The 12,071-nt window shown below is 43.1% G+C and carries 17 protein-coding genes; 4 read left to right on the top strand and 13 right to left on the bottom strand.

All coding sequences use genetic code 11. The features are described 5' to 3' along the window. Positions 1-154: 154 nt before the first annotated feature. From PYW33_RS02810 to rplM, 5 genes are all read right to left on the bottom strand, one after another. Positions 155-802: a hypothetical protein gene (locus PYW33_RS02810; RefSeq protein ID WP_004645970.1), complete on the bottom strand. Its 648-nt coding sequence runs from the start codon at positions 800-802 to the stop codon at positions 155-157. Positions 803-820: 18 nt separating this feature from the next. Beyond that, positions 821-1,249 carry a ClpXP protease specificity-enhancing factor gene (locus tag PYW33_RS02815; RefSeq protein ID WP_004281679.1) on the bottom strand — a complete coding sequence of 143 codons (429 nt, stop codon included), beginning with the start codon at positions 1,247-1,249 and terminating at the stop codon, positions 821-823. A 9-nt stretch (positions 1,250-1,258) separates the two neighbouring features. Next, a complete protein-coding gene (locus tag PYW33_RS02820; RefSeq protein WP_004645969.1) occupies positions 1,259-1,912 on the bottom strand; it encodes a glutathione S-transferase N-terminal domain-containing protein in 654 nt (217 codons plus the stop codon). A gap of 331 nt (positions 1,913-2,243) precedes the next feature. Further along, a complete protein-coding gene (gene rpsI / locus PYW33_RS02825; protein WP_004281681.1) occupies positions 2,244-2,630 on the bottom strand; it encodes a 30S ribosomal protein S9 in 387 nt (128 codons plus the stop codon). 13 nt (positions 2,631-2,643) lie between these two features. Further along, a complete protein-coding gene (rplM, locus tag PYW33_RS02830) occupies positions 2,644-3,072 on the bottom strand; it encodes a 50S ribosomal protein L13 (RefSeq protein ID WP_004281682.1) in 429 nt (142 codons plus the stop codon). Positions 3,073-3,377: 305 nt separating this feature from the next. Here rplM and pdxA point away from each other — a divergent pair, with 305 nt between their 5' ends. From pdxA to PYW33_RS02845, 3 genes are read left to right on the top strand one after another with little or no spacing between them, the layout of a single operon-like run. After that, positions 3,378-4,346 (top strand): 4-hydroxythreonine-4-phosphate dehydrogenase PdxA, encoded by a 969-nt coding sequence (pdxA, locus tag PYW33_RS02835; RefSeq protein ID WP_004645967.1) that lies wholly within the window; start codon positions 3,378-3,380, stop codon positions 4,344-4,346. 33 nt (positions 4,347-4,379) lie between these two features. Beyond that, a complete protein-coding gene (rsmA, locus tag PYW33_RS02840; RefSeq protein ID WP_004645966.1) occupies positions 4,380-5,192 on the top strand; it encodes a 16S rRNA (adenine(1518)-N(6)/adenine(1519)-N(6))-dimethyltransferase RsmA in 813 nt (270 codons plus the stop codon). Positions 5,193-5,198: 6 nt separating this feature from the next. Then, the gene (locus PYW33_RS02845; RefSeq protein ID WP_004645965.1) at positions 5,199-6,044 is read left to right on the top strand and encodes a symmetrical bis(5'-nucleosyl)-tetraphosphatase; all 846 of its coding nucleotides are present in this window, start codon (positions 5,199-5,201) and stop codon (positions 6,042-6,044) included. A gap of 57 nt (positions 6,045-6,101) precedes the next feature. Here PYW33_RS02845 and PYW33_RS02850 read toward each other — a convergent pair whose 3' ends face one another. The 8 genes from PYW33_RS02850 to PYW33_RS02885 form a co-directional block, all read right to left on the bottom strand. Then, the gene (locus tag PYW33_RS02850) at positions 6,102-6,548 is read right to left on the bottom strand and encodes a DUF2147 domain-containing protein (RefSeq protein ID WP_004645964.1); all 447 of its coding nucleotides are present in this window, start codon (positions 6,546-6,548) and stop codon (positions 6,102-6,104) included. Positions 6,549-6,695: 147 nt separating this feature from the next. After that, on the bottom strand, positions 6,696-7,145 hold the full coding sequence (locus PYW33_RS02855) for a DUF2147 domain-containing protein (protein ID WP_004645963.1): 450 nt from the start codon (positions 7,143-7,145) through the stop codon (positions 6,696-6,698). A 60-nt stretch (positions 7,146-7,205) separates the two neighbouring features. Further along, positions 7,206-7,655: a DUF2147 domain-containing protein gene (locus PYW33_RS02860; RefSeq protein WP_004645961.1), complete on the bottom strand. Its 450-nt coding sequence runs from the start codon at positions 7,653-7,655 to the stop codon at positions 7,206-7,208. Between the two features lie 204 nt (positions 7,656-7,859). Next, positions 7,860-8,306, bottom strand: a complete 447-nt coding sequence (locus tag PYW33_RS02865) for a DUF2147 domain-containing protein (protein WP_004645960.1) — start codon at positions 8,304-8,306, stop codon at positions 7,860-7,862. An 86-nt stretch (positions 8,307-8,392) separates the two neighbouring features. After that, positions 8,393-9,067, bottom strand: coding sequence for an LrgB family protein (locus PYW33_RS02870; protein ID WP_004645959.1), 675 nt, complete (start codon positions 9,065-9,067; stop codon positions 8,393-8,395). A 9-nt stretch (positions 9,068-9,076) separates the two neighbouring features. Next, complete coding sequence (locus tag PYW33_RS02875; protein ID WP_004281691.1) at positions 9,077-9,448, bottom strand: hypothetical protein; 372 nt, start codon at positions 9,446-9,448, stop codon at positions 9,077-9,079. A gap of 40 nt (positions 9,449-9,488) precedes the next feature. Beyond that, positions 9,489-10,829, bottom strand: coding sequence for a ribosome rescue GTPase HflX (gene hflX, locus PYW33_RS02880; RefSeq protein ID WP_004645958.1), 1,341 nt, complete (start codon positions 10,827-10,829; stop codon positions 9,489-9,491). Positions 10,830-10,906: 77 nt separating this feature from the next. Beyond that, the gene (locus tag PYW33_RS02885) at positions 10,907-11,038 is read right to left on the bottom strand and encodes a hypothetical protein (protein ID WP_004645957.1); all 132 of its coding nucleotides are present in this window, start codon (positions 11,036-11,038) and stop codon (positions 10,907-10,909) included. Positions 11,039-11,227: 189 nt separating this feature from the next. Between PYW33_RS02885 and PYW33_RS02890 the strand changes: the two genes are divergently transcribed. Beyond that, complete coding sequence (locus PYW33_RS02890; RefSeq protein ID WP_004645956.1) at positions 11,228-12,037, top strand: lysophospholipid acyltransferase family protein; 810 nt, start codon at positions 11,228-11,230, stop codon at positions 12,035-12,037. The last annotated feature ends 34 nt before the right edge of the window (positions 12,038-12,071 follow it).

Consider the following 12,071-nt stretch of genomic DNA (forward strand, 5'->3'; position numbering starts at 1 on the left):
TGATCAGATTCTTCTGAGACAGAGGACTCCTGTCAATTTGTTTGACCTATTAGGATCTCTGTAAGGCTGGCTCTAAAAGAGTTTATAAGCTGATTTTGTAAATTTTGGCACATAAAAAAACCAGCAAATCGCTGGTTTTTTACTGCTGGCTATTTTATCCAAACACACGCATTACGGCTGCAATTAATACCCAAAGAATGGCAATCGCTACGATTGGTTCAACAATCTTTGCCCATTTTGGGGTGTCGACAACAATCACTTCTTCGATATCTTGATGCTGCTGATTCTGGCTTACCATTTGATTAAACTCCTTCATTGATGCTTCCAATGATAGCTCTTCTTGCACAATTGGTTTAGAGCCTTTGAGTTCTGTTAGCTTGTTTGTTGTCCAAACCCAATCATCTGCTTGACCAGATAAATGTTCAATTTGCCCGGTCAGTAATTCCTGAATGCTATGGATATTATGGTTGCCGGTATCATGCAGTTGTTTTAATTCAATAAGCTGTAAATGAAAAATTTCTGAAGTGCTGTGCTCAAGCTGGGCTCGATCCAGAGTGGATTGATTTTCCGGACTGGTAGCGAGATGACGCACGATTTCCAGGATATATAATTCATCAGGATGATTGATTTCATTATAAATTTTTTGTGGGTTATGACGCCATTCAGTAATAAGTTTTCCTAAAGTTAAGGCATTGATTTCTGATATATATTTTCGTCTTTCTTCTTTTGTATATTCTTTTAGAAGCTCAGGCTTTTGAGTCTCTATCTGTTCAACAAAATATTGTACTAAATCAAAAGCCATTCACTTGCTCCATTATTTTTAATCTAATAGTCTTAAAGTCGGTTTTTTCTTTGGTTGTTCAGTTTGTTCTTCAGTGCTTGATTTTAAAGCATCTTCATCATTTTGTGTATGCTCATATTCACCTGGATCAAAGAATAAACCTTGACCATTTTCACGTGCATAAATACCGAGTACTGCTGCCATAGGCACATAAATATCACGAGAAACGCCACCAAAGCGAGCCGAGAAGCTAATGGCATCATTGCTCATATGCAGCGCATGCACGGCATGTGGCACAATATTCAGAACAATCTGTCCATCTTTAATAAACTGCTCAGGAACCATGGTATTTGGGCGTGTGGCATCCACCAGCAGGTAAGGCGTCATATTGTTATCGCAAACCCACTCATAGATTGCACGTGCCATATAGGGACGGGTAGGGCTAAGGTTGAATTCTTGTTCGGACATGATGTTTCTCTATGGATGTTTGAGTTGCACTGAATAACGGTTCTTTTCCTGCAATGTCATGGATTTTACAAAGGCAGGACGACTAAAAATTCGTTGGCAATATAAATAAAACGGACGGCATTGCTGCTGTGGTAATTCTACGCCCATCTGTTTCAGACGGATAAAAATTGGTGCCAACATACAATCCAGGATACTAAATTGTTCAGACATAAAATAGGGAAAATGCTGGAATAGTGGCATTAGTGAAATCAGGATATCCTGTAACTGCTTTTGTGCCTGAGTTCTGGCTTTCTTATCCAGCGTATCAGGATGGCGTAACATGAGATCAGCCAGTTTCAGCCAGTCATTTTCAAAGCGCCAGATGTATTGTCGTTGCTCTGCCCGGGGCATCGGAGCATCGGCATACAGTTTATTCTGACGATAACGATCATCTACATATTCTGAGATAATCGAAGTATTAAATAATTTAAGTTCATTTTCGATCAGCATCGGCAATTGATTATAAGGATTGAGACTGGCCAGATCCTCATCATCGGCATCCACCAAAATCAGGTTATATTTAATCTGTTTTTCGGTAAGCACATAGCGAATCCAATGGGAACGAAAGTCATCGGCATGACTATAGAGAGTGATTCCTTGAAGAGGCGCGCTTTCGACTGACATAAATCCTGATGAGCTTCTAATGAATAGACTAGGATACTAAAATTCAACCTAAAAAGCACCAAGCATCAAAGATCAATCGGCTTGAGCCAAGGTAGATTATAAGAAAAACAACTGGAGGAAAATAAGATGCTGATCAAGCTTCCTGTCATTTTGCTGTTTATCTGTATTGGGATCGCAAATTATTATTTGATGAAGTCATTCTGGTGTCACGAAGGGGTATGGGGTAAGGATGTACATGAACAATAACAAGAAAAAAGTTCTAAATGACCCACTAACCGCCATAAAAAAACCCTGGAAAATCCAGGGTTTTTTGTCCGATTCGGTAAACGAATTAACGTTTAGAGAACTGAGGACGTTTACGAGCTTTACGTAAACCAAGTTTCTTACGTTCAACTTCACGAGCATCACGAGTAACGAAACCAGCTTGACGAAGAGCAGGTTTTAAAGTTTCGTCAGAAGCGATCAATGCACGAGTAATACCGTGACGGATAGCGCCTGCTTGACCACCAATACCACCACCAGCAACAGTGATGTAAAGGTCATATTTGTCAGTAGCTTCAAGAAGCTCAAGTGGTTGGTTAACAACCATACGAGCAGTTTCACGACCGAAATACTGTTCAAGAGTACGGTTGTTAATTACGAGTTTACCAGTACCAGCTGATAGGAAAACACGTGCAGTTGCGGTCTTACGGCGACCTGTACCATAATTAGTAGCCATGTGCTGTTATCCCTTAGATGTCCAAAACTTGTGGCTGTTGAGCAGCGTGTGGATGCTCAGTACCTGCATACACTTTCATTTTCTTGATCATTGCATAACCAAGAGGACCTTTAGGTAACATACCTTTAACAGCTTTTTCTAGAACTGCTTCTGGTTTGTGAGCGATTAACTTTTCAAAGTTAGTCTCACGGATACCACCAGGGAAACCAGTGTGGCGATAGTATTTCTTATCTTGTGACTTTTTACCAGTCACAGTGATTTCTTCAGCATTGATAACAACGATGTAGTCGCCAGTGTCAACGTGAGGAGTATAAGAAGTTTTATGCTTACCGCGTAAACGACGAGCGATTTCAGTCGCAAGGCGACCTAAAGTTTTGCCAGAAGCATCAACAACGTACCAGTCGTGTTGAACTTCAGCTGGCTTAGCGCTGAGAGTTTTCATTAAACCACTACCTATTATAGTTGGTTTGGACTATGGAATCTGTCCAAACTAAAGGAGACGCGATTCTAAACGAATACGTGAAGAATCACAAATGAAAATTAAAATTTCAAGCGCTGTATTTTATCTAATCTCCCTGGTGAAAGAAAGACCTAAGCCTTTATATGCTACAAAAACTGCAACTATATTTGTAACCATAGTTTCAATGGTATCAAAATATTGATTTATAAGTACTCTTTGCAATGATTACTACAGCGTAGGCGTGATCGGGTTATAATATTTCTCAGCTTTGCCAAATTGAGAAGATGATGCTGCCTTTATATGTCACCAGTGGGGAACCTGCCGGAATTGGTCCTGATATTTGCCTGAGTCTTGCAGATCGTGTTGATGAGCGCCCAATTGTGGTATTGGCGGATATTCATATGCTCGAGCAACGTGCTCAGATACTCAAATTATCGGTTGAGCTGATTGAATATCAAGGACAGGAGTCATCTTCAGGCATCGGTCAGCTATTTGTAGAGCATGTTCCCGTGCAGCAAGACGTCGTATTGGGTGAGCTGAATCTGAACAATGCGGCTTATGTACTGGAGCAACTGCGTCGATCCGCAGACTATGCCATGTCAGGAAAAAGTGTCGGCGTCGCGACTGCGCCTGTACAAAAGTCCGTGATAAATGAAGCGGGCATTTCTTTTAGTGGTCATACCGAGTATTACCAGGAATTTGCTGGTGTTCCACGTGTAGTCATGATGCTGGCCACCAAAACTTTACGCGTGGCCTTGGCCACTACCCATCTTCCGCTTCGTGCCGTGGCAGATGCGATTACGCCTGAACGCTTGCATCAGGTGATTGATATTCTGATTCACGACCTGAAATCCAAATTCAAGATTGAACAGCCGAATATACTGGTTTGCGGTTTAAATCCGCATGCCGGGGAGGGCGGTTATTTGGGGATGGAAGAAATTGAAGTGATCAATCCGGTACTCGAAAGCTATCGTGCCCAAGGTATCAACATGAGTTTAAGCCTACCTGCTGATACTTTATTTACTCCAGAAAACCTAAAAGATGCTGATGCTGTTCTGGCGATGTATCACGATCAGGGCTTACCTGTGTTAAAATCACAGGGCTTTGGTGAAGCCATTAATATTACCCTCGGCTTACCGTTTATTCGAACTTCTGTTGATCATGGCACAGCACTCTCCCTTGCGGGGACGGGACTTGCGAAAAGTTCCAGCCTGCACGTTGCTGTCGATTTAGCCCTCGATCTGGCGCGCCACTGATTATTGTTCATCACTCACGTTGGAAATGTTTTTATGTATCAAATTAATGCCTTAAACCCAAAAGATGAAGGGCATCAGGCTCGAAAAAGATTTGGTCAAAACTTTTTACATGACCAGCGTGTCATTGCCAAAATTGTACGCTCAGTCAATCCGCGTCCAGGTCAGAACATTCTGGAAATTGGCCCGGGTCTGGCCGCTTTGACTTCACCTTTAATTGGCGAATGTGATGCCTTAACCGTACTTGAGCTGGATCGTGATCTGGCTGCTGGTCTGCCGGGTCGTGTGCCGCATCCGGAACGTTTAACCATTATTGAAGCCGATGCCTTGAGATATGATTATTCTCAATTGTTTCAGGAAGATCGTCCACTACGTGTCGTCGGTAACTTGCCTTATAATATTTCTACGCCATTGTTATTCCATCTTTTGGAATTTGGTGACAAAGTGCAAGACATGCATTTCATGCTACAAAAAGAAGTCGTGGATCGCATTACCGCATCACCGAATACCAAAGAATATGGCCGTCTGTCGGTGATGATTCAATATTTCTGTAAACCGACTTTCTTATTCGAAGTGCCACCTGGATCTTTTAATCCGCCTCCAAAAGTGACCTCAGCGGTATTCCGTTTAGAGCCTTATAAAGTTAAACCGATTGTGGCGAAGAATGAAAAAGCGCTGGCACGTCTGGTATCGCATGTCTTTACCCAGCGTCGTAAAACTCTGCGTAACAGCTTGAAGGGTATGCTGGTCGAAGAAGGTTTTGAAAAAGCGGGTGTTGATCCGATGGCGCGTCCAGAAACCCTAACCCTTGAACAGTTTGTTGCACTTTCAGATCAAATGGTGGCTTAAATTACGATGAACCGCACTGCTCGATATAATTATGTGATTGGGGATGTTCAAGGTTGTTTTGAGGCCTTGAAAGCTTTACTCAAGGAAATCCAGTTTGATGCAGAACAAGATTTTATCTGGTTTGCTGGAGATTTGGTTGCACGTGGTGAAAACTCAATCGCTGCATTGCGGTTTATCAAAAAGCTGGCTGAACAAGGTGCGGCTGCGACGGTCTTGGGAAATCATGATTTGACTTTGCTGGCTTATGCCCGTGGTATCAAGCCAGTAAAAGAAAAAGACAATGTCCGTGATGTGATTGATGCGATCGACAGTGATGACCTGATTGACTGGCTGCGCAAACAGCCAATGTGTCTATTTCCAAATGAGCAGACTATTCTGACGCATGCTGGAATTCCGAATATCTGGAGTGCAGAAAAAACTGCTCAATTGGCACAAGAAGTTGAAGCGATCATTGCTCATGATGACTTTGATGTGCTGGATGATTTCCTGAAAGAAATGTTCGGGAAAGAACCAGCACTCTGGTCGGATCAACTACAAGGCCATGAACGTATTCGCTGTATCGTGAATTACTTGACCCGGATGCGTTTAATCGATGCTAAGGGACGCCTGGAATACAGCTTTAAAGATGCGCTGGATGATCCGATGCCGCAAGGCTTTAAACCTTGGTTTGAGTTTGAATCACAGGCCGCACAAACTCATCAGATCCTGTTTGGTCACTGGGCCGCCTTGAACGGTAAAACCATTTCGAACAAGATTCAGAATGTAGATGGCGGTTGTGTCTGGGGTAATCAACTGATGGCCTTCCGCCTGGAAGATCAGCAGATGTTCGCGGTTGATAATCCGGTGATCTAAGTGTATCCAATAAAAAGCCACGTGATCACGTGGCTTTTTTAATTCTTGGATTCTTGATTAGTCTGCACGAATCCAGGTCTGGTTACGGCCTAGAACTGAAACGCCCATACTGGCACGTAAGGTTAAACGTTTACCGGTATTGTTTAAACGCATTTTTGCATCATAAATTTTACCTGCCAATGGATCGATAATACGACCTTTGTCATAATTTTTGGTGCCTTCAACCAGTTTTAGGCCTTTTAAAATGGTCATGCCTAAAATAGGCTGATTGGTATAAGGTGCAGGGCAGTTATTGCATTTTTCACGTGGATTATAGTCTGGGCGAGGCGTGATTTTTACAATTTTGCCTGAATAGGTATTATTTGCTTCTTTGCTAATGACGATAATCGCTTTAGCCGCCCCCGTTTTATCATCAATTTGTTGCCAGGTCCCGGTAATATCGTCTGCCCACAAATTCGTCATACATCCTGCTGTAAGCGCGGCAAGTAATATTTTTTTAAACATAGAGAGTCATTCCAAAGAATTTTTATCATCGCCCGCTCATGTTAGAAATCTTACTAAAATAGTCAACACTTATCTGAATACTATAGAGTTGATACACTAAAAAAAGCTGCCAATTTGGCAGCTTTTTTGAATAATGAGAATTAGGTATTAATCTTGGCGAATCCAGGTCTGGCTACGGCCTAAAGCGGACACACCCACATAACCACGCAAGGTTAAACGTTTACCATTGGCATTTAGACGCACTCGAGCGTCATAAACTTTACCTGCCAATGGATCAATCACTTTACCTTTTTCATAATTGTTGGTGCCTTCCACATGTTTTAAACCAGTCAATACATCCATGCCCATGATCGGCTGATTGGTATAAGGCGCGGGACATTTATTGCAGGTCTTTTGTGGAGTATAGCCTGGACGTGGAGTCACTTTGATAATTTTTCCAGCAAAAGTCCCATTATCATTTTGACGAATTTCAATAATTGCTTTTGGTGAGCCGGTTTTATCATCAATTTGCTGCCAGATGCCCGTCAGATCCTGTGCATAAGCAGTCCCAGTCATCAGTGCAGCGATGAACATTAATCCTAATTTAGTTTGTTTCATTATATTTATGCCTTTTTTATAGATGAATAAAATATCCCCAACACAAAAGTGCTGTTTTTATTAATCCTGGCGAATCCAGGTTTGTGTGCGACCAATCGCAGAGATCCCGATATATCCACGTAAAGTCAGTCGTTTCCCATTGGCAGAAATCCGCCCTTTTAAATCATAAATTTTGCCGGTGAGTGGATCGAGTACCCGGCCATGTGCATAGTTATTTTTGGTGGTGGGTTTCAGTCCTTTAATAACGTCTAATCCCAAAATCGGTTTATCGGTATAAGGTGGTGGACATTTGACACATTTTTCCCGTGGTGTATAACCTGGGCGAGGTGTGACTTTATTAATCGTTCCGGTATAGGAGCCATCAGCCTGCGTTTTCATTTCAATCAATGCTTTAGGTGAGCCGGTTTTATCATCAATCTGTTGCCAAAGACCAGATAACTCCTGAGCAAAGGCCATAGAGCCTGTGAATAAAGAAGCTGAAAAAACAGTTAAAATTGCGATTTTATACATGCGATATCCTTATCCTTATTTTTTTATGAACATTCACCTAATTCCATGTGGTGAATGTTGACGCAAACTACGTTAATACACTTTCATAATATATATTGCATGAAAAAAGCATATGTTTAATATTCATACAACTTAATGCATTAAAATGCAAGCTTCTATCTACTAAAGCATAACCCCGTCACATTTTATTTAATAAAGCAGGAATTAATCCTGCTTAATCCAGGTTTGACTACGGCCTAGTGCTGAAACGCCGATATAGCCGCGTAGGATCAGACGTTTCCCATTGGCACTTAATTTTGCCTTGGTGTTATAAAGATTCCCTGATAATGGATCAAGCAGCTTGCCTTGAGCAAAACTGTTATTGCCGACGTGCTTTAAGCCAGTGAGCACATCCAGACCGAGAATAGGTTTATTGGTATAAGGTGCAGGACAGGACACACAGTTTTCTTTCGGGGTATATCCAGGACGCGGGGTAATTTTTGTGATCTTGGCAGCATAGACGCCGGAAGCCGTCTCACGAATTTCGAGGAATGCTTTAGGCGAACCAGTTTTGTCGTCAATATTTCTCCATGTGCCTGAAAGGTCAGAGGCAAAGGCCAGATGGCTGAAAGAGGCTAAAAGTAAAGTTGAAAAGAATTGAACCTTTTTCATATATCTGTTCCTAGGTGAGATTAGTGTTCTTACTCTATAGTAAGAACGATTACCCTATAAAACAAATGAATAATTTGATTCACTAGTCACATTTTTTGCAAATAAAGTATAAAAGTTGGCAACCAGATCGCGGTAAAGACCGCATTTACCGCCATGCCAAAAGCAGCATAACGACCTGCAACACTGCCGCGCTGCCAGGCCTGAGCTGTACCAATAGCATGCGCGGCCAGTCCTAAAGCCAGTCCGGAAGCGCGCTCATCATTGATATGTCTCAGAATAAATGGAGAAAAAGCTGCACCAATCACACCAGAAAGAATCACGATCAAAATGACCATGCTGATGGGTGCATCCAGCAGGGTGGCAATATTAATCGCAATTGGAGTAGTCACGGCACGGGTAGCAAACGCCATAATGTCTGCAGAGGACATATGCAGCAGATAAGCCAGTCCCATCGGCAAGGCGACAGCACTAATACTGGCAAAAACTAAAATGCCGATAATGGCCTTGAGCGGCAGGTCATCATAGCGCATCGCGGCCAGAGGGATAGCCAATGCGACGGTCACATAGCCGAGTAAATGGTTAAAGAGTGGATTAACTTCATCCATGTAATTTTCATAGGGAATGCCGAGCGCAAATAAAATCACCAGTACAAAGAACATGCTGAACACGATGACGGGAATTTGCGGAATGAACCGGTTACAGGGTTTGGCAATCAGATAGGCGATGAGGGTAACCGCAAAGCCATACAAAATAGATAACATGCGGAACTCCTATAACCAGCGCTTGGCCATTTTGGCGTAAATCCATAAAGGAATCAGGGTGCTGAAAAACATGATGAACAGAAAGGCCGGAATTTTCTGGCCCATATGTACCAGCATCATCAGTGCACCTGCACTGACAGGCAGGAAGGCAAAGGCGCTTTCCTTCATGAGCTTGTTATTGGTATCGACCAGGCGAGCAGGAAGCTTGCCAAAATAGCGCCAGGTAAACAGCGCAATTAAAAGGCTCAATAATCCGACCAGATTACCTAATTCAGGATGATTCAGTTGGGTCATTAACCAGACTGAAGCTTCCCGAAAGACAATAATTAGTAAAAGGGTGCCGATCCATGCCGGCCAATCTATTCGTTTTATCCAGTTCATTGCTATGATCATTAATATTAATAAGTTTACTTATCAAGTTTTACTCGATCTTTGACTGGATTTCAAACGCTTCCAGTGGACGTTGAAATTGCTGCGCCTGTTTGCCCAGGATTTCATCTAAAGGTAAATGCGCCTGTTTAATCAACTGTTCCAGTTTCTGTGGGGCAATTCGAATATGCAGATGCAACTGGCCTTCATCATCATAATGTTCTGACTGGATCACATTCAGACCATAGAGCTGGTTGCGCAGCTTGCCATAAGCGGGTTTCAAGATTAAATCGAAAGACTGTAGTTGCCCCATCAAGGACTCATGTACTGCTTTACGCAGCAGGTCAATTCCTTCGCCACTATATGCTGAAACATAGACACGTTCTGGCTCACCCGGACGTCGATAAATAATTTTGGCCTCGTCACCGCTACAGTCAATTTTATTGTAAACCTGCAGGATCGGAACATCGACACCAATTTCTTTCAGGACTTTTTCTACAGCTTCAATCTGCTCCAGCATTTCTGGGCTGCTTGAATCAATGACATGCAGTAACAGCGTGGCTTCTACGGTTTCCTCCAAAGTTGCTTTAAAGGATTCCACCAGAGAATGTGAAAGATTACGGACAAAACCGACCGTATCGGCCAGCACCAGATTGCCGATCCCATCCCATTCCAGACGCCGTAAAGTAGGGTCCAAGGTTGCAAACAGCTGATTGGCTGCATAGACATCGCTGTTGGCGAGTAAATTAAAGAGGGTCGACTTGCCGGCATTGGTATAGCCGACTAAAGATACTGTTGGAACAGCTGCTTTTTGACGGGCAACACGGCCTTGCATCCGGGTCTGGCGGACTTTATCAATGCGTGCCTTGAGTTGTCCCATACGGATACGCAGCAAACGGCGGTCTGTTTCAAGCAGGGTTTCACCCGGGCCACGTAAACCGATCCCGCCTTTCTGGCTGTCGAGATTGCCACGACTACGAATTAAACGTGAAGATAAATGTTGTAACTGTGCCAGTTCGACTTGCAGCTTACCTTCATAGGTACGGGCACGCTGGGCAAAAATATCCAGAATCAGTTCAGTACGATCGACCACGCGGCATTTAATCACCTGTTCCAGATTACGGGCTTGGGCTGGGGTTAGGGCATGGTCAAAAATGACCAGATTGGCCTCCAGCTCTTCAACACGTTCAGCGATTTCTTCTGCCTTGCCGGAGCCGATAAAAAATTTGGCATCGGGTTTCACCCGCTGAGCATAAATATGTTCGAGAATTTCAGTATCTGCAGACTGGGCCAGCAAACGAAACTCTTCAGCATCAAGGTCATCCAGCATTTGTACGCTGACACTCACCAGAATGACGCGCTCTCTCCCTCGATGTTGTTGTAAATATTCCACTCAGGCCAATCTCCACTTGAAAACTTTAGTGTAGTTGAAAAAGGGCTGTGCAGATACTGAATTAGCGCCGCTTTGGTTTAAAGTGCGCTGATAAACAGTTGTGCAAGTGTTACCAGTACCACGGCATAGATGAAGGTGCCGCCCAAAATATATTTGAGCACTTGTAAAGGCTGAGGTGTGTCGTTCGCGGGCTGGGTTTGATCTGGCATGGCTACGATCCTTTTCAATCTAATATTTCGATAGTTTTAGTTTGAATGATTTTTTAATCCAATTAAAATTGAAGATATAGATGTTATTGGTCGATTTTTATTATCAATGCAAGTTGCGAATGAACAGTATAGAATGAGTTTAATTCGTGGATATTCCCTGTATCTCGCTTAGGATTTAATGACGTTTTTATGAACTCAACTGTACAAAACCAGACTCCAGATATCGAAGGCTTGGCCAAGTTTTTTCTGTATAGCCGGAAAATTACCGCCTCATTGGCCACCATCAGTGAGGGGTTCTATTTGGTTTTTCGTCATGGCTTATATAAAAATCCGAATAACCCGACCAATACTCGCTATGTGCAACATTTTTGCCGCCAGTTATGCAAAGTATTCAATATCGAAGTGCGGGTACATGGCGAGATTCCGCGTGAACCCGCCTTATGGGTCAGTAACCATGTGTCCTGGCTCGATATTGCAGTTCTGGGTTCAGGGGCACGCGTATTTTTTCTGGCGAAAGCAGAAATTGAGAACTGGCCAATTCTAGGCAAATTGGCCAAGGGTGGTGGCACCTTATTTATTAAACGTGGTTCAGGAGATTCCGTCAGGATTCGTGAACAAATTACCGGTTTCCTGAAACAGAATATTCCGGTGCTGTTCTTTCCTGAAGCGACGACTTCTGATGGGCGAGCCATCAAAAAAGTGCACGGCCGGATTTTAGGCGCCGCGATTGAAGCGCAGCGTCCTGTACAAATCTGTCTGATTTGTTATGTGAATCAGCAGGGTGAACTGGATATGGTTGCGCCGTTTGTCAATGACATCAGTTTTGCTGCCCATGTCAAAAAAGTACTGGAAATGCCGCAAGTCATTGCACATTTAGTGGCTTTACCTGCAATTGCCACGGAAGGGCATACGGTTGAAAGCCTGACCCGTGTGGTCCAAGAAAAAATGCAGACTGGCCTAGTTGAACTTCAGTCACGGGTATTAAAAAAGCCTCAATAAGAGGCTTTTTTATGGTTTTTGTTCAAAGAATCAA

The sequence above is a fragment of the Acinetobacter lwoffii genome (genome assembly GCF_029024105.1).
GTDB lineage: Bacteria > Pseudomonadota > Gammaproteobacteria > Pseudomonadales > Moraxellaceae > Acinetobacter > Acinetobacter lwoffii.